The following is an 18,062-nucleotide window of genomic DNA, read 5'->3' on the forward strand; positions in this document are numbered from 1 at the left end:
CGTCTCACCCCCGACGGCGAGACGCTGCTCGCCCAGGCGCGGCGGCTGCTCGCCATCCACGACGAGACGCTGCGTGACTTCGGCGTCGCCGCCGACAAGACGATCGTCATCGGCTCCACCGAGCACGAGGGCCGAGCGCGTCACCGGCCGCACCGACCAACCCGGGCGCCCCGACGACCCCGCCCGCGCAGCCCACCCACACTCCGCCGCCCGACACCCCGTCTCCCACACCGGCGCCGACCACCGAGCCGCCCACCGACAGGCCCACGGACGGACCGACGAGTGAGCCGACGGACCGGCCGACCCCGAAGCCGAGTCGCAGCTGCACCGGCTCCGCGACCGGGAGCAACCGGTCCTCCGCCAGTGGCAACCGGAACTGCACCGGGTCCCGCCGGAACCTGACGCCCCAGCCCGGTGACACGGCGTAGGCGACTGCCGTCAGCCGGTGCTCCGCCGTGACGGACCGGAGTTCCCGCGCGGGCGGTGTGGCCCGTCAGCAGACCGGCGGCGGGGGTGTGCCCGGCCCGTTCGGGGCCGCCGTCGGGCAGCCGGTCGGCGGCGCCTGAGCCGACCCGGTCGGCGAGGGGGTGGGCCCGCCGGTCGGGGAGGCTCCGGACGTCGGCGAGGGCCGTTCCGTCGAGGTCGGGGTCGGCTCTACGGTCCCCGGCTGCGGGCTCGGCGTGAGCGGGGTCGGGTCACCCTCTGGTGTCTCCGGCTGGCTGCCGCCGCGCGGCGACCCGGCGGTCGGCGGTGGTGCGGCGGTCCCGTGGGCGACGCCCCCGGGTATCCATGGCATATCGCTACCGGGGCCGGGCGGCGGGGGATACGTGCCCGCGGGTGTGCGGTCCTGCGCGGGGGTCGGGGTCGGTTCCACCTGCGGTTCGCTGCCGCCGCCGGACGACGCGAGGACGGCGGCGACGATGCCGGCCACCAGCATGACCAGCAGCGCGCCACTGGCCAGCGGCGCGGCCCGCCGCCAGGGCGCGGGCAGCCAGCCGAACGTCGCCTCCAGCGCCGCGCTGCCCCATCCCGCCACGCCCGGCCGTCCGGACCCGCTGTCCCGCCTGGGGCCGCCGCCCTGTCTGGGACCGGCGCCCTGTCTGGGACCGCCGTCGGCGAGATGCCCGTCGTCCTCGAGGAGCCCGCCGCCGGCGGGCCGGCCGGCCTCGGCGGACCGGTCGTCGTCGAGGAGCGCGCCGTCGAGGTCGGCTCCCGCACCACGGCCGCCCGGGTTCACGCGTCCCGGCGCCGCGCCGCGCGCGAGAGCCACGGCGGCGGGCGCGAGGCGGGTCGCGACCGCCCCTCCCCGGGGCTCGGTGCGCTCCGTCGCCGGCGTCGGGACGCCGCGAGGCCTCGGCGCGGCCGGGGCGGCGCCCGCGACACCGGGCGGGTTGTCGCCCTCCGGGCCCGCCCAGCGCGGCACGGGCATGGTGCCGACGGAGCGGTCGCCGCCGGGCGGAGGGGTGGGGCGCAGCGCCAGTGGGTGGGTCGGCTGGTCGGGCCGGTCGGGATCGAGGCCGGCCGCCGCCTCGTCGAGGGAGCCCAGCGGTGGGCGGGCCTGCCAGGGGGTCAGGGCCTGCGCGGCGACCCGGTCGGCGTCCGCGGGCGTGCGCACCTGAGGATCGGCGACGAGCCGGCGCACCAGATCGGCGGCGCTCGGGCGGTCCTGCGGGCGGCGGGCCAGCGCGGCGCGCACGAGCGGGACGAGCGCGTCGGGAACGCCGACGATGTCCGGCGGGCGGTCCTCGCGCATCCGGGTCAGCACGTCGGCCTCCTCCGAGGCGAACGGCGGATGGCCGGTGGCCGCGTACGTCACGCAGGCCCCCCAGGCGAAGATGTCGGCCGGCGGGCCGGCACGCTCCCCGCGCAGCTGCTCGGGTGCCATCCAGGCGAGCGTGCCGATGAGGATGCCGGTGCGGGTGTGGCTGGGGACGCCGGTGGCACGGGCGATCCCGAAGTCGATCACCTTGGGGCCGTCCCAGGCCAGCAGGATGTTCGACGGCTTGAGGTCACGGTGGACGACGCCGGCGGCGTGGATCGCGATGAGGGCGTCGGCGAGCCCCACGCCGAAGCCGTGCAGCAGACGCTCCTCCATCCGGCCGTGGCGCAGCACCGCGTCGGCGAGGCTGGTGCCCTCGACGTACTCGGTGGCCAGCCACGGGGAGGCGGCCTCGGGGTCGGCGTCGAGGACGGCGGCGACCGCGCGACCGTGGACCCGCCGGGCGGCGGCGACCTCGCGGCGGAACCGCTCGCGGAACTCCGGGTCGTCCGAGAACCGGGCGTCGGGCACCTTGACGGCCGCGGCCCGGCCCTCGGCGTTGAAGCCGAGATAGACCGTGCCCATCCCCCCCGCGCCGATCCGGTTGTGGATGGCGAACGGGCCGACCTGGCGGGGGTCGTCGTCGACCAGCGGAGTCAGCATCGCCCCGCCCGGCCGCGTGAGGACGCCCGGGCGGCCCGAGCCCGGCGACGGGCACCCGGCCGTCGCCGGGCCCGCTCACCGTCCCGCCCGACCTGCGCCGACATGGTCACTCCTTCGATCACCACGCCAGGACTCCGCACCGCGCCGGGAACCCGACCCACACCCTCGGCCCCGGCCGGTCCACCGGCGGATCCGCTCGGACGGCTCGTCCCCTCTGCGCGCCGCGGCCGGAGCCGGGCACATCCCGGGTGAAACGATAATGCTCCAGGCCATCCAGATGCGGCTGGTCCCGGGGTGACGGGCGCGCCGCCGGCGGGGCGGCCTCCGGCGGGCGCGTCCGGCGGCCCGTCGCCGACCACCCGCGAACGGCGCCCGGTCGCAGGCGCCGTCGGGACACGCAGGGGCGTCTCACCGGCGGCTGTCGGCGGCCTGCGGGTCGGTGGTGGGGATCGGGTCGAGCGTGCTGAAGTTCGTTCCCGTCCAGCGGAAACGGACGTCGGCGTGGCCTGAGGGGGAGCCGATCGGGTCCTGCGGGTTGTAGGTGTCGTACCGCAACGTCACCTCGTGGTCGTTGCGCTGGTTGCGCAGGGCGACGTGCGCGCTGGGATCCTTCGTGTCCGTGCCGCGGTAGCGGCCGTCGGCGAAGACGAACGCGAGCTGGCGCGGGGTGTTGTCGGCGGCCGGCTGGCCGGTGCCGATGACCACGTTGAGGCGGCGGTCCTCCTGGTAGGTGCTCATGTCCGGCTCGTAGCCGTTGGAGCGCACGACCGCCGCCGCGTCGGTCGACGACAGGGTGCCCGCGGAGGACGTCGGGCTCGGACTCGTGGTCGTGCCTGTCGGTGAGGCCGCGCTCGTCGTCCGCGTGGCCGGTACGGTCGCCGTCGGCGCGGTCGGGTTCGACGTCGGCGCGCCCGTGGCCGGCGGGAAGCTCGCCGTCGGCGCCGCGGAGGGATCCGCGCCGCCCCCGCCGCCGCTCGTGAGGGCGACCGCGGCGGCGATCCCACCGCCGACGAGCAGCAGGGCGAGGACGGCGACCGCGACCAGGGCGCCGCGCCCGCCGGACGAGCCGCCGCGGCCCCCCGACGGCCCCGTCCCGCCCCAGCCGCCGGGCCCACCCGGACCGGCGCCGTGCTGGTGGGCGTAGCCGGGTCCGGGCGGTGCCGCGTCGTAGCCGGCGGGGCCGTAGGACGGCGGTGTGCCCCCGCCGGGGCCCGAGCCGCCGTACCCACGGTCGTCATAACCACGGGTGTCGTAGCCCCGGCCGTCGTAGCCCCGGCCGTCGTAGCCCCGGTCGTCGTAGCCGCGGTCGCGGGCGGCGCGGGAGTCGCGCAGGGTGGGATCGGGCGGGTAGCCGCCGGCCGGTGCCGCCGGGGGGCGACGGCCCGCCGTGGCGGGCGGGTAGCCGGGCCCGCCGTGGGCCGCGGGGCGCCCGGCGAACGCGGGGCCCGCGCCGTCCGGCGGCGTCGGCGGCAGGTTCCAGATCTGGGCGAGCGCCGTCTCGCTCGCCTGGTCGGACTCGGCCGCCGAGCGCACGTCCCGGCCCACCAGCCGGGCCAGCAGGTCGGTGGCGCGCGGGCGCGCCTCGGGCTCCTTCGCCAGCGCCGCGTACACCAGGTCCACCAGGTCCGCCGGCACCCCGTCGAGGTCGGGCTCGGCGGTCATGATCTGCATCCCGATGGCCTCGGCGCGTTCCCCCCGAAACGGCGGGCGTCCCGCCGCCGCGAACGCCACGCACGCCCCCCAGGCGAACACGTCGGCGGGCGGGCCCGCCCGGTCCCCGCGCAGCTGCTCGGGCGCCATCCAGATCAGCGTGCCGATCAGCATCCCCGTGCGGGTGTGGCTGGTGCTGTCGGCGGCCCGCGCGATCCCGAAGTCGATGACCTTCGGCCCGTCCCAGGCCAGCAGGATGTTCGCCGGCTTCAGATCGCGGTGGACCACCCCGGCCGCGTGGATCGCGACCAGCGCGTCGGCGAGCCCGATCGCCAGCCCGTGCACCAGCCGGTCGTCCAGGGCACCGCGGCTGGCGACCGCGTCGGCGAGACTGCGGCCCTCGACGAACTCGGTGGCCATCCACGGCCGGTCCCCGGTCAGATCGGCGTCCAGCACCGCCGCGACCGAGCTGCCCCGCACCCGCCGCGCCGCGTCCACCTCCTGGCGGAACCGCGACCGGAACTCCGCGCTGTCCGCCAGGCCCACCGACGGCACCTTCACCGCGGCCGGCTTGCCGTCCTCGCCGAATCCGAGGTAGACCACTCCCATTCCGCCGGCGCCGATCCGGTTCGCCACCCGGAACGGACCGATACGACGGGGGTCATCCGAGGTCAGGGGCGTCAGCACACTGCTTCCTTATCTCCTGGCACCCCGCGCGGCGGCGGGTCGTACAAGAACCGACATGGGCGAGCGGCCGATCCGTCACCGCCGCTGGCGCCGTGCGGTGCGGGTGGTCCTGGCGATTGTCTCGCGGGCCGGGCGGCACCCTCATCTGGTAATGGCGATGTTGCCGTCCGTCGATGGACTGTGTACTCCCGGTGCGGGTGGGGGTGTCGGCGGGACGACATCCGCGGCCGCGGTGTGAATGCCGGTGGGCGACGCCGGGAAGGAACGGGACAGGACCTCGGCCGTACGTCGGCCGTGGACGGAGCGAGCCGCGACGCGGTGATGCCGGCCGGTCTGTGTCGGATATGTCGGAGTGCGACTGTTCCGCCATCGGGCGTTCGTTCGTCCGCCAACACCGGACCGGCGGACTTTCGTACGGTTGGCCGGCCAGGGCCGACCTGGGATGGACGCGGCCGGGACCACCGCCCGGGCCGGGGAACGCAGCCGGTGCGCGGAGGGAGTCGATGTGACCCAGGTCGAACGGGTGATCCCCAGGGGAGCCGACGTGAAGGCCGAGCCGCTGGTGCATGGCGGCGAGAGCATCCGCGGCTGGCTGGGGGCCGCCGGGCTCGCGGAGCAGGTCGGTGAGCAGTCGGAGCATCTCGCCGGGCTGCGCGTCCTCGACGAGGACGACGACGAGGCCACCCTGCTGCGTCCCGACGGCACCCCCGTCGACACCTGGCGCGAGAACTACCCCTACGACGCCCGCCTGCACCGCGCCGACTACGAGCGCGAGAAGCGGTTGCTGCAGATCGAGCTGCTCAAGCTGCAGTACTGGGTCAAGGAGACCGGGCAGCGCCTCCTGCTCGTCTTCGAGGGCCGCGACGCCGCCGGCAAGGGCGGGACGATCAAGCGGTTCACCGAGCATCTCAACCCGCGTGGCGCCCGGGTCGTCGCCCTGGAGAAGCCCTCCCCCCGTGAGCAGGGCTCCTGGTACTTCCAGCGGTACGTCGAGCACCTGCCGGCCGCCGGCGAGATCGTCATGTTCGACCGGTCCTGGTACAACCGGGCCGGCGTCGAGCGGGTGATGGGGTTCTGCTCGCCGGAGGAGTACCGCGAGTTCCTCCGCCAGGCTCCGGAGCTGGAGCGGATGTGGACCCGCAGCGGCATCACCATCGTCAAGCTGTGGTTCTCGGTGTCCCGGCGCGAGCAGCAGACCCGCTTCATCGTCCGCCAGATCGACCCGGTCCGGCAGTGGAAGCTCAGCCCCATGGACATCGCCTCCCTGGACCGCTGGGACGACTACACCGACGCCAAGGAGGCGATGTTCTTCTACACCGACACGGTCGAGGCGCCGTGGACGGTGGTGAAGAGCAACGACAAGAAGCGCGCCCGGCTCGAGGCGATGCGCCACGTCCTGCACCGTCTCAACTACACCGGCAAGGACCCGGAGCTCGTCGGCACGCCGGACCCGCTCATCGTCGGCCACGCCGTCGACCTCCTCGAGACCGGCGAACAGGCCGACCGCACCTTCCCCTCCCTGCACTGACCCGACCGCCGCGGGTCGGCCGGCCGCGAGGACGTGACATCGCGGCCAGACCCAGGCGCGCGGCGGCCGTGGCCCGCCATGGCAGTGCGGGCTCGGCCGTGGACGGTCGACAATGGCCTGATGGACGAGGCACCGGCCGCCGCCGTTCGAGGTGAGGAAGCGCGTCTCGCCGAGCTGCTGCGCCCGCGGCTGCCGTCGCCGCTCGACGAGCTCGTCGACGACCGGATGGCCGCGCGCGGCCTGCGCCTGCTGCTCAAGCGTGACGACCTCGTTCATCCGGACATCCCGGGCAACAAGTGGCGCAAGCTCGCGCCGAACCTGGCGTGGGCCCACGCCGCGGGCCACGACACGGTGCTGACGTTCGGCGGCGCCTACTCGCACCACGTCCGGGCCGTCGCCGTCGCCGGCGCGGCGCTCGGGCTGCGCACCGTCGGCGTCATCCGCGGGGAGGAGCACCGCCCGCTCAACCCGGTCCTGGCACGCGCCGCCGAGCATGGCATGCACCTGACCTACCTCGACCGGACGTCCTACCGGCGGCGGACGTCCCCGGACCTGGCCGACCGGCTGCGGGCCGCGTTCGGCCCCTTCCATCTGCTGCCGGAAGGCGGCAGCAACGCGCTCGGGGTACGCGGCGCCGCCGGGCTGCCCGCCGAGATCACCCAGCCATTCGACGTGCTCTGCTGCTCCTGCGGAACCGGGGGCACCCTGGCCGGCCTCGCCGCCGGGCTGCGGCCCGGCCAGCGCGCGGTCGGCTTCCCCGTGCTGCGCGGCGGCGACTTCCTGGCCGACGACATCCGCGCGCTGCAGCGGGCCGCGTTCGGCGCCGCCACCACCACCTGGACGTTGGAGTGTGGCTTCCACTGCGGCGGCTACGCCCGGACGACCCCGGACCTGACCCGGTTCATCGCCGACTTCGCCGACCGCCACGGCCTCACCCTGGAACCGGTCTACGAGGCGAAGATGCTCCTGGGAGTGTTCACCCTCGTCGCCGCCGGAGACTTCCGGCCTGGGAGCACCATCGTCGCTGTCGTGAACGCCCTGGCCGACGGACCGCAGTCGTCTGCGCGCATCGCGGCCGCGGGTGTGGCGACGCCCTGAGTCCCCGTCCGCCAGCCTGGGTCGTGCGCACAATCGGCGAACGAATCGTCTCCCGGCTCCTCAGGTGAGCTGCTCGCGATGGTCGCAGACCCACTGCTGCGAAGCGCGCACCTCGTCGACGGCGCCCGCGTCGCGCAGCCGCCTGGCCGCCGGATCACCGGCGCGTGCTCCCGCCTCGATCCCGCGCCAGCAGCGATCCTGCCACCACAACACCGTCTCGATCAGCGGCGCATCCCGGCGCAGGCCGTAGGCGTCACGGATCAGCCCGATCCTTCGGGCTGCTTCCGACGGGGCGGCGACGGCGGGCCCGAGCCCGACGAACTGCCAGCACACATGCGCGACATCGTGGATGCGTTCGCCGGGGCCGGCCAGATCCCAGTCGATGAAGGCAACGGGACGCATCCCTGCGCCGAGGTCGCGGTACACGGTGTTCTTGGGAGCCAGATCGTTGTGGCAGACGACCTCGCAGCCGCCGGCCAGGTGAGTGCCGGCCGTCAGATCGTGCAGCTGGCGAACCAGGCCGGCAACGCGGGAGAGACTGGCGTCGGAGATGACCGCGGCGAGCTGTCCGGGCGCCCAGGCGACATGACCGGGCAGATAGGTGAGCACCTGGCGTCCGTGTTCGTCGACTCCGAGCGGTCGTGGTGCCCCATCCCAGCCCTGCTGTGCCAGAAACGTGAGTAGATCGTGGATGTAACCGGCACGGGGTGGCAGCGGCCTTCGTACTGTTGCGCCAACGCGGGTCACGGCGTTGACCGCGCCGCCGGGAAGAGACGTGTCCGTCATGCCGCTCCGCCGAGCTTTGCCGCGGCCGAGTCCGTGGTGAAGGCATCACGGGCCGGCGGCACAGAGATCCGCCGGAGCATTATCGGGACTGGCGCCAACCCGACCGTGGTGGTGACCAGAAGGGACATACCCATGTCCATTCCTCCCCTCCTTCCCGTGCCTTCGCGGACAGCAACAGCGTGGCCCACGGATCGTCGGATCACTGTTCGTGATCTACAGGCGGCGACCGACCGCGGTGAGCGATGGGCGATGCTCACCAGCTACGACGCCCTCACGGCCGGGGTCCTTGACCAGGCCGGGGCGCGTGCCCTGCTCGTCGGCGACACCAGCGGCGAGATGGTCCTCGGGGACCCGAGCACCGTACCGGTGACGATGGAGCAGCTCGTTCCGATGGTGCGGGCCGTCGTCCGCGGCACCCGTACCGCGCTGGTCGTCGCCGACCTGCCCTTCGGTACCTACCAGAGCGGGCCGCGACAGGCGCTGGTCAACGCGGTGCGCCATCTGAAGGAGGGCGGGGCGCAGGCGGTCAAGCTGGAAGGCGGCCGGGCGGTGATCCCGCAGGTGAGCGCGCTGGTGGCGGCCGGCATCCCGGTCGTGGGGCATCTCGGACTGACCCCGCAGAGCATCCATGCTCTGGGCGGGCACCGGGTTCAGGGCCGCGGCGGCGCCGGTGACCGGCTGCTGGAGGATGCGCTGGCACTGGAACGGGCGGGCGCGTTCGCCGTTGTCCTGGAGGCCGTCCCGGCCGAGCTGGGACGCCGGGTGTCCGTGTCCCTGCGCATCCCGACGGTGGGCATCGGAGCGGGTCCGGACTGCGACGCCCAGATCATGGTCTGGCAGGACCTGGCCGGCCTGACCACGGGCCGCGCGCCCCGGTTCGTCAAGCGCTACGCCCACCTTGCCGGCACTCTGGGCGACGCAGCCGATCGTTACGCCGGCGAGGTCGCCGCGGTCCGCTATCCCGAGCGCGCGCACACCAGCGTCTGAGCGGTTCGCGGCGCCGTGACCATGGCCGGCGTCCCACAAGGTGGGGCGCCGGCCGATCGACGTCGGGACGTCGGGACGTCGGTCAGGAGGACGGGGACGGGGCGGGGGAGTCGTAGTGGGGGCGCAGGGGTTGGCCGGAGCGGCCGGCGTCGGGGCGGACGGCCAGCGTCTGGTGGATCTGGGTCTGGCCGGACTCGAAGCTGAGCGCCGAGCCCGCCATGTACAGCCGCCACACCCGCGCGCGGCCCGCGCCGGCCAGCCGGATGGCGGTGTCCCAGTCCTCCTCCAGGCGGCGCACCCAGGCGCGCAGGGTCAGCGCGTAGTGCTCGCGCAGGTTCTCGACGTGGCGGACCTCGAAGCCGGCGGCCTGCGTCAGCGAGGTCATGAGCCCGATCTCGTGCAGCTCCCCGTCGGGAAACACGTAGCGGCGCAGGAAGTCCCGGCCCTTCGGCAGCGGCACCGGCCCGAGGTGCGGGCGGCCGCGTCCCGCGCCCGCCGGGTCGCCGGGCAGGGAGATGCCGTGGTTGAGCAGCCGGCCGCCGGGGCGCAGCAGCCCGTACAGGCTGGCGAAGTAGGTCGGCAGCATCGCCCGGCCGACGTGCTCGACCATGCCGACGGAGCTGATCGCGTCGAACGGGCCGTCGGGGATCTCCCGGTAGTCCTGCAGGCGGATCTCGATCGCGTCGGACAGTCCCGCCTCGGCGATGCGGCGCCGTGCCTCCGTCGCCTGCTCCACCGAGATCGTCACCCCCACTCCGCGCACGCCGTGGTGCCGGGCGGCGTGCAGGAGCATGCTGCCCCAGCCGCAGCCGATGTCAAGCAGCCGCTCGCCGGGTCGCAGGCCGAGCTTGCGGCAGACCAGCTCGTGCTTGGCCTCCTGGGCGGCGTCGAGCCCCACGGACGGGGACTCCCAGACCGCGCACGAGTACGTCATCGTGGGGCCGAGCAGCAGGCGGTAGAAGTCGTTCGACACGTCGTAGTGGTGCGAGATGGCGGCGGCGTCGCGGTCCTGGCTGTGCCGGCGGCCATGGAGTCGGGCCTCCTCCGCCGGCGGGACCGGCGGCCGGGTGCCCAGCTCCCGCAGCAGGGTGAACAGCGCGCCCCGGGCCGCGGCGTCAAGCCGCCGCGGTGATGTCGACAGCCCCTCGCGCACTCCGAGGGCGGCGAAGATGTCGCCGTCGACGTCGAGGTCGCCGGCGACGAACGCGCGGGCCAGGCCCAGCTCGCCGGGGCGGAACAGCACCCGGCGCATCGCCTCGGGGGAGCGCACGGCGATCCGGGTCGGCGTGTCGGGGCCGAGCGTCGAACCGTCCCACAGTGTGACCCGGACCGGCGGGTCGGTCCCGAGCAGGGTCCCGAGCAGGGCGTGCGTCGCCCGCGCGACCTGCGGCGACCACGCGGGCGCCGGATCGGCACCGGTGGGGGTCGCGGGGGCGACGGGCTGGGGGTCCTCCAGGTCTCGACTGATCGTCACGGCGCATCCTCCGGCTCGGGTGCGCCGTCCCCGTGCTGGGACGTCGCCGGAGTCGGCCGGCGGGGACAGCGCCGGGGACCGGCCCGGTCGGCGCCGCCCGACCCGGGTCTGGACAAACCACCGGTGCTGTGCGCGCCGGCCGGTCGCGGACCCTGGTCGGCCCAGCCCCGCGGGGCGCGGTCGCACCTGGTTGTCTGGGTGGCATCGTCCCCCGGAAAAGCCGCGTTCGAACGGTGGCAGGTGTCGCATGCCAGTAGGCCCGAGAACGGGAATAAACCGCCTGCTGACCTCCTGAGAACACCAGGCCACGCACGGCGCGAGACGCCCGCGGTGGACGCCCGGCCGGGCTGGGCCGGGGCGGCCGCTGGCCGCCCCGGCCCGATCCGGCGGAGGTCAGGCGACGGCGGCGGCGCCGAGCAGGGCCTTGAGGTCGCCCATCAGCGCGGGGGTGCGCTGCACCTTGTAGGCGTCGTCGAGGCGCAGCAGCGTGACCCGGCTCGCGCCCTGCAGGCGCAGGTGCACCTCGGTCGTGCCCGGATGGGTGCCGAGTACCTCGCGTAGCCGTTCGACGGTCGGCGGGTTCACCCGCGACGCCGGCATCGTGATGATCACCGGCGGGCTCAGCGCCTGGTCGCTGAGGTCCGGCACGGTCAGCTCGGAGGCGATCAGCCGCGGGGCATCCTCCCGCTTGTCGAGGCGGCCCTTGACGATGACGACGGCGTCCTCGGCGAGCTGCGTCGAGCACGTCTCGTAGGTCTGCGGGAAGAACATCACCTCCAGACCGCCCTCCAGGTCCTCGATGGTCGTCAGCGCCCAGAGCTTGCCCTGCTTGGTGACCTTGCGCTGCAGGCTGGAGATGATTCCGCCGATGGTCACCGTCGAGCCGTCCGCGTACTCACCGCCGGTGAGCGAGGCGATGCCGCAGTCGGCCTTGGCGGCCAGGATGTGCTCGACGTCGCGCAGCGGGTGGTCCGACACGTACAGGCCGAGCATCTCCCGCTCGTGGGACAGCTTGACCGTCTTGTCCCACTCCTGGTCGGAGAACTCCTGGACGCCGAACATCGGCGCGCCGCCGTCGTCCTCGGTGTCGTCGAGTGCGAACAGGTCGAACTGGCCCTCGGCGTTCTTCTTCTTCACGCTCATGACCGCGTCGACGGCCTGCTCGTGCCGCTCCACCAGGCCGCGACGGGTGTGCCCGAGGGCGTCGAAGGCGCCGGCCTTGATCAGCGACTCGATGGTGCGCTTGTTGCAGACCACCGCCTCGACCTTGTCGAGGAAGTCCGGGAACGACACGAACCGGGGCTTGGCTCCCCGGGTGCGCACGATCGACTCGACGACGTTCGTCCCCACGTTGCGGATGGCGGCGAGGCCGACCCGGATCTCGTTCGATCCGTGCGCCGTGTAGTCGGCGTTGGAGCTGTTGACGTCCGGCGGCAGCACCCGGATGCCCATCCGTCGGCACTCGTTGAGGTAGATCGCCGACTTGTCCTTGTCGTCACGCACCGAGGTGAGCAGCGCCGCCATGTACTCGGCCGGATAGTTGGCCTTCAGGTACGCCGTCCAGTAGGAGACGAGTCCGTAGCCGGCGGTGTGCGCTTTGTTGAAGGCGTAGTCGGAGAACGGGACGAGGATGTCCCACAGTGTCTTGATGGCCGCGTCGGAGTAGCCGTTGTCCTTCATCCCGCTGGAGAACGGGACGAACTCCTTGTCGAGGATCTCCTTCTTCTTCTTGCCCATCGCCCGGCGCAGCAGGTCCGCGCCGCCGAGGGAGTAGCCGGCGACCCTCTGCGCGATCGCCATGACCTGCTCCTGGTAGACGATCAGGCCGTAGGTCGTGTCGAGGATGTCGGCGAGCGGCTCGGCCAGCTCCGGGTGGATCGGGGTGATCTCCTGCTGGCCGTTCTTGCGCAGCGCGTAGTTGATGTGCGAGTTGGCGCCCATCGGCCCCGGCCGGTAGAGCGCGAGCACGGCGGAGATGTCCTCGAAGTTGTCGGGGCGCATCATCCGCAGCAGGGAGCGCATCGGGCCGCCGTCGAGCTGGAACACGCCGAGCGTGTCGCCGCGGCCCAGCAGTTCGTAGCTGGCGGGATCGTCGAGGCTCAGGCCGAGCAGGTCGATCGTCCGGTCCCGGTTGGACTCGACGTTGCGCACCGCGTCGTCCATCACCGTGAGGTTGCGCAGGCCCAGGAAGTCCATCTTGAGCAGGCCGAGCGTCTCGCAGGTCGGGTAGTCGAACTGCGTGATGATCGCGCCGTCGGCGTCGCGGCGCCACACCGGGATGTGGTCGATGATCGGCTCGGCGGACATGATGACGCCCGCCGCGTGCACGCCTGCCTGGCGGATGAGGCCCTCGAGGCCCTTCGCGGTGTCGATGACCTTGCGGACGTCCGCGTCGGACTCGTAGAGGCCGCGGATCTCACCGGCCTCGCTGAAGCGCGGGTGCTTCTCGTCGAAGATGCCGCCCAGCGGGATGTCCTTGCCCATGACGGCCGGCGGCATCGCCTTGGTGATCCGGTCGCCGACCGCGTACGGGTAGCCGAGGACACGGGAGGAGTCCTTGATGGCGGCCTTCGCCTTGATGGTGCCGTAGGTGACGATCTGCGCGATGCGGTCCTCGCCCCACCGGTCGGTCACATAGCGGATCACGTCACCGCGCCGACGTTCGTCGAAGTCGATGTCGATGTCGGGCATGGACACGCGCTCGGGGTTGAGGAAGCGCTCGAACAGCAGCGAGTGGGGGATCGGGTCGAGGTCGGTGATGCCAAGCGCGTAGGCGACCATCGACCCGGCGGCGCTGCCACGGCCGGGCCCGACCGGGATCCCCTGGCTCTTCGCCCACATGATGAAGTCGGCGACGACCAGGAAGTACGAGGGGAACCCCATCTGGAGGATGATCCCGATCTCGTACTCGACCCGCTCGCGGTGCTCCTCGTCGTAGCCGCCGGGGAAGCGCCGGTCCATGCCGGCCCAGGTCTCCGCGCGGAACCAGCTCTCCTCGGTCTCGCCGTCGGGGACCGGGAAACGCGGCATGAGGTTGCGCTTGCTGAACATGCCGGTCGGGTCGACCCGCTCGGCGATCATCAGCGTGGTCTCGCAGCCCTCCTGCCAGACGTCCGAGCCATCGATCGCGTACATCTCCTCGGCGCTCTTGAGGTAGTAACCCGATCCCTCGAACTGGAAGGTCGGGTTCGCCACCGTCGAGGCCGTCTGGACGCACAGCAGCGCGGAGTGGGCCTCGCGCTCGGACTCGTAGGTGTAGTGCGAGTCGTTGGTGACCACGAAGCGCATGCCGAGCTTGCGGGCGATGTCGACGAGCCCGTCGCGGACCCGGCGCTCGATGTCGAGCCCGTGATCCATGATCTCGCAGAAGAAGTTCTCCCTGCCGAAGATCTCCTGGTAGGTCGCGGCGGCCTGCAGGGCGGCGTCGAAGTGCCCGAGGCGCAGCCGGGTCTGCACGTTCCCGGACGGGCACCCGGTCGTCGCCATGAGCCCCTCGGCGTGCTCGGCGATGATCTCCTCGTCCATCCGCGGCCACTTGATGTAGTGACCCTCGATCGACGCCCGGGAGTTGAGCTTGAACATGTTCTTCAGGCCGACCGCGTTGCGCGCCCACATCGTCATGTGGGTGTAGGAGCCACCACCGGAGACGTCGTCGCCCTTCTGGTGTGGCTCGCCCCAGCGCACACGCTGCTTGAGCAGGCGCGACTGGGGGGCCACGTACGCCTCGCAGCCGATGATCGGCTTGACGCCGGCGGCGGTCGCCTGCTTGTGGAAGTCGTACGCGCCGTACATGTAGCCGTGGTCGGTGATCGCGACCGCCGGCATCTGCTGGCGCGACACCTCGGCGAACATGTCCTTCAACCGGGCCGCGCCGTCCAGCATCGAGTACTCGGTGTGGACGTGCAGGTGGACGAAGGAGTTTGACACCTCGGACGGACCCTTCCGCGCGCTGGGCACGCCGGTCGAAGCGGACGGCCACCCACCCGGCGGTGCCCGACGGGGGACGCACCCGGCGCACCCGGTGGGCCCGGACTCGGCCGAGGTTGTCGGGTGGGGCCGGGCCGATGCGCCCGCCGCGGGGGATCGGCCGGATGGACGGGACTTGTCCCGGCAGCCTAGCTGCCCGGCCGCGCCCCGGATCGCCGCCATGCCGGCGGCCCACGGCGTGCGACGGAGCGCTCCCGGCCGGCGGTTACCGAGCGTCCCCTGCGCCCCCGGCGCGGCGCGCGGCAACGGCCGCGGCGATCACGTCGACGGCGCGGTCGACGTCAGCGAGGGTGGTCGCCCAGTTACTCACGGACAGGCGCATCGCGGCCTGCCCGCGCCACGTCGTGCCGGTCAGGTACGCCTCGCCACCCGCCGTCACCGCGGCGGTGACCTCGCGGGTCAGCCGGTCGCCCGCCACGGCGGGGTCCGGGTATCCGCGCGACGGGATGTCCGCCCGGGCGCACCCCGGGCGCCGCGCCGGGCCGTCCACCCGGAGCAGGACCTGGTTGAGCGGGACGAGCCCGCCCGGCGCGGCGGGGCCGTCGGTGGCGTTGAGCACGCTCAGGCCGGGTACCGCCGCGAGTCGGTGGGCGGCGTGGTCGGCGAGGTCGCAACAGCGGTCGACAAGCTCACGCAGGCCCGCGCGGCCCAGCGAGCGCAGCGCCGCGTACACCGCGAACGCCCGCGCCCGGCGGCTGAACTCCGGCGTCCAGTCGACCGGATCGAGCTGGCCGGCCCCGTCCGGCGGGAAGTAGACGGCGGGTGCCGCCATCGCCCCCCGATGCGCCGCCGGGTCGGCGACGAGCGCGATCCCGCAGTCGTAGGGCACGTTGAGCCACTTGTGCCCATCGGTCGCCCACGAGTCGGCCTGCGCCGCCCCGGCGACGAGGGCACGCCGCGCCGGCGATCCCGACACCGCCGCCCACAGCCCGAAGGCCCCGTCGACGTGCACCCAGCCGCCGTGCTCGTGGGCCAGCGCGCAGATCTCGGCGAGCGGGTCCGCGGCGCCGGTGTTGACCTCGCCCACCTGGGTGATGACGATCGTCGGCCGGGCCGCGGCGGCGCGGCCGGGGCCGGCCGCATGGCCGGGGTGGGTGTGGGAGGGCGGCGCGCCGCCGGCGAGGGCGGCGCGCAGCGCGTCCGGGCGCATGCGGCCGAGCCCGTCGGTGGCCACCGGGACGACGGCGCGCCGCCCGAGGCCGAGCAGGCGCAGCGCGGCGTCGACGGTGGCGTGGCGGTCGGCGCCGGCGAGCACCCGCACCGGGGGTGCGCCGAGCAGGCCGTCGGCCTCCACGTCCCAGCCAGCGTCGGCGAGCACCCGGTGCCGGGCGGCCGCGAGGGCGGTGACATGCGCCATCTGGGTGCCGGTGGTGAACCCGACGGACACGTGGGACGGCAGGCCGAGCAGCTGCGTCACCCAGCGCCCGGCGACGGACTCCACGGCGCTGGCCGCCGGCGACAGCGACGCGAGCGCCGCGTTCTGGTCCCAGACGACGGCGAGGACGTCGGCGGCGAGCGCCGCGGGCAGGGTGCCGCCGATGACGTAGCCGAAGAAGGCGGGCGAGCCGGTGGCGGTCAGCCCGCCATCCACCGCCTCGACGAGCGCGTCGATGACCGCCACCGGGTCGGTGGGGCCGTCGGGCAGCCGGTCGTCGAGGCGGGCGAGGACCTCAGCGGCGCTGTGCGCCGGGCGGACCGGACGGGTACCCAATCCCGCGAGCCAGTCGTGCGCGTGTCCGGTGGCGGCCCGCAGCGCCGCCGCCAGCGCCGGCCCGGGATCGGCCGGGCCGCTCAGCCGCCCACCGCCGGCGTCGGGGCGGCCGCGGGCCGTCCGGTCGCGGCGCCGGGGCCGGGCGCCGGGCGGGCCCGGTCGGCCGCGACCCGCCCCTCGCCCGACAGCCAGTCCTGGATCAGTGTCGCCGTGCGGTCAGCGTCCTCGATCATCGGCACGTGCCCGAGCCCGTCGAGGATCTCCACCCGCCAGTCCGGGCGGCGGGCGGCGACGTCGCGCGCCACCGCCACCGGGATGAGCCGGTCGGCGGTGCCGTGCAGCAGCAGCGTCGGATGCGGGACGGTGCGGACCAGTCGCGACAGCGGCGCCGCCCGCAGCAGCGACCACACCACCGACCGGGCGGCGGCGACGAACGCCTGGTCGGCGTCGGGCAGGCCGTCCCGTTCCCGCTGGGCGCGTTCCATCGCGACCCGGGCGGAGGCGGGAACGCGGGCCGGGTCGGCGCAGATCCGGCGCAGGCTCTGCTCGACGAGCTCGCCCGGCGTGTAGCGGGTCCGCCGGTGGGCCAGCACGGCCGTGCCGACCCAGGGGAGGAACAGGCCGGCGAACAGGCGGGCGATCTCCGGATCCGGGCGCACGCCGCGGGGGCGGGGCAGCGCCGGGTCGACGAGGATCATGCCGGCCACGGAGTCCGGTCGGTGACCGGCCTGCAGGAGGCTGATCATGCCGCCCATCGAGTTGCCGACGAGGACCGGCGCGACGGCGAGGACCTCCGCGAGGAACCGGTCGAGCAGGCGCTGGTTGGCGGCGACGTCGGTGCGCCGCCCGGCGGCCGGGGTGCGGCCGTGCCCGGCGAGGTCCACGGCCAGCACCCGGTGGGACGCGGTGAGAAGAGGGGCGAGCGGCAGCCAGTTGAGGTGCGAGCCGCCGAGGCCGTGCACGCACAGCAACAGCGGCGCGGTGGCCGGGCCCCCGAAGTCGACGAAGTGCACGGGCCCACCGAGCTGCGCCCAGTAGGACCGATGGCCCTCGGCCGTCTGCCCGCTGACCGCCGACACGGGTGCCCCGGGCACCACCGGCGGGTGGGGGAGCACCGGCACGCCGGGCGTATCACCGTCGGTGCGCGACGTCTCCTCGAGGTTGGTCATCCCTCGACGGTAGGGCGCCCGCGGCCCGCAGTGAACGGCGAGGCCGCGCTGGTGGCACGCGCGAGAGGGCGGGAGAGGGGAAGGGCGGGCATGACGATGTGACGGATGGTGATGAAGGGTGGGCAGGGAGGCGTGAGGCCGGCCGCCCGGCGGCGGCCGACCCTCCTCGACCCTGACCGCCCGCGGGTCACGCGGACCGGGGTACGCCCAGACGCAGCCGCTTCGGGTTCGCGACCGAACCGAAGGCGATCTTCTCGGCGGCGGGGTCCGCGCCGCTCACGCCATCGGCGGCACCGGGGATCGCCTCCCGCGGCCCCGATCCGGAAAGGCCGGAGGTCAGAGGGCCGGGCTGGTTCTGCTCCATGCGCACGCTCCTTCCAGTGATGTCGACACCTGTCCCTAAAACGGTATCCAGGGGACGGGGTGCGCAAAGGCCTCGGGTGGCCCTGCTCACACCACGGAACCGAACGGTGCGCTGACGGGCAGTCCCGCGTGCCAGGTCACAGCGTCGCGAACCCGGCCGGCCCGAACGGGTCGGTCCGACCGGGCCGGCCGAGAACACG

At 74.1% G+C, this 18,062-nt stretch carries 11 protein-coding genes; 3 read left to right on the plus strand and 8 right to left on the minus strand.

Annotated features, from left to right (window positions below):
* Positions 1–493: 493 nt before the first annotated feature.
* Together AC6EXY_RS05660 and AC6EXY_RS05665 are read right to left on the minus strand one after the other, a co-directional pair.
* Positions 494–2,422 carry a serine/threonine-protein kinase gene (locus tag AC6EXY_RS05660; protein ID WP_499818837.1) on the minus strand — a complete coding sequence of 643 codons (1,929 nt, stop codon included), beginning with the start codon at positions 2,420–2,422 and terminating at the stop codon, positions 494–496.
* 408 nt (positions 2,423–2,830) lie between these two features.
* The gene (locus AC6EXY_RS05665; RefSeq protein ID WP_499818836.1) at positions 2,831–4,759 is read right to left on the minus strand and encodes a protein kinase domain-containing protein; all 1,929 of its coding nucleotides are present in this window, start codon (positions 4,757–4,759) and stop codon (positions 2,831–2,833) included.
* Positions 4,760–5,264: 505 nt separating this feature from the next.
* Here AC6EXY_RS05665 and ppk2 point away from each other — a divergent pair.
* A complete protein-coding gene (ppk2, locus tag AC6EXY_RS05670) occupies positions 5,265–6,287 on the plus strand; it encodes a polyphosphate kinase 2 (RefSeq protein ID WP_101832747.1) in 1,023 nt (340 codons plus the stop codon).
* A gap of 120 nt (positions 6,288–6,407) precedes the next feature.
* On the plus strand, positions 6,408–7,385 hold the full coding sequence (locus tag AC6EXY_RS05675) for a 1-aminocyclopropane-1-carboxylate deaminase/D-cysteine desulfhydrase (RefSeq protein WP_101832746.1): 978 nt from the start codon (positions 6,408–6,410) through the stop codon (positions 7,383–7,385).
* Between the two features lie 60 nt (positions 7,386–7,445).
* Here AC6EXY_RS05675 and AC6EXY_RS05680 read toward each other — a convergent pair whose 3' ends face one another.
* Complete coding sequence (locus tag AC6EXY_RS05680; RefSeq protein ID WP_243407703.1) at positions 7,446–7,994, minus strand: phosphotransferase; 549 nt, start codon at positions 7,992–7,994, stop codon at positions 7,446–7,448.
* A 309-nt stretch (positions 7,995–8,303) separates the two neighbouring features.
* Between AC6EXY_RS05680 and panB the strand changes: the two genes are divergently transcribed.
* Positions 8,304–9,158 carry a 3-methyl-2-oxobutanoate hydroxymethyltransferase gene (gene panB / locus AC6EXY_RS05685; protein ID WP_101832744.1) on the plus strand — a complete coding sequence of 285 codons (855 nt, stop codon included), beginning with the start codon at positions 8,304–8,306 and terminating at the stop codon, positions 9,156–9,158.
* 82 nt (positions 9,159–9,240) lie between these two features.
* Here panB and AC6EXY_RS05690 read toward each other — a convergent pair whose 3' ends face one another.
* From AC6EXY_RS05690 to AC6EXY_RS05710, 5 genes are all read right to left on the minus strand, one after another.
* The gene (locus AC6EXY_RS05690; RefSeq protein ID WP_499818835.1) at positions 9,241–10,632 is read right to left on the minus strand and encodes a class I SAM-dependent methyltransferase; all 1,392 of its coding nucleotides are present in this window, start codon (positions 10,630–10,632) and stop codon (positions 9,241–9,243) included.
* Between the two features lie 393 nt (positions 10,633–11,025).
* The gene (dnaE, locus tag AC6EXY_RS05695) at positions 11,026–14,559 is read right to left on the minus strand and encodes a DNA polymerase III subunit alpha (RefSeq protein ID WP_101830097.1); all 3,534 of its coding nucleotides are present in this window, start codon (positions 14,557–14,559) and stop codon (positions 11,026–11,028) included.
* 265 nt (positions 14,560–14,824) lie between these two features.
* On the minus strand, positions 14,825–16,414 hold the full coding sequence (locus tag AC6EXY_RS05700) for a pyridoxal phosphate-dependent decarboxylase family protein (RefSeq protein ID WP_207770141.1): 1,590 nt from the start codon (positions 16,412–16,414) through the stop codon (positions 14,825–14,827).
* Positions 16,411–17,499 carry an alpha/beta fold hydrolase gene (locus AC6EXY_RS05705; protein ID WP_499842308.1) on the minus strand — a complete coding sequence of 363 codons (1,089 nt, stop codon included), beginning with the start codon at positions 17,497–17,499 and terminating at the stop codon, positions 16,411–16,413. The genes AC6EXY_RS05700 and AC6EXY_RS05705 overlap by 4 nt, the downstream gene beginning before the upstream one ends.
* A gap of 187 nt (positions 17,500–17,686) precedes the next feature.
* On the minus strand, positions 17,687–17,863 hold the full coding sequence (locus tag AC6EXY_RS05710) for a hypothetical protein (protein ID WP_165818211.1): 177 nt from the start codon (positions 17,861–17,863) through the stop codon (positions 17,687–17,689).
* Between the last annotated feature and the right edge of the window lie 199 nt (positions 17,864–18,062).

Source organism: Frankia sp. RB5, assembly GCF_059816245.1.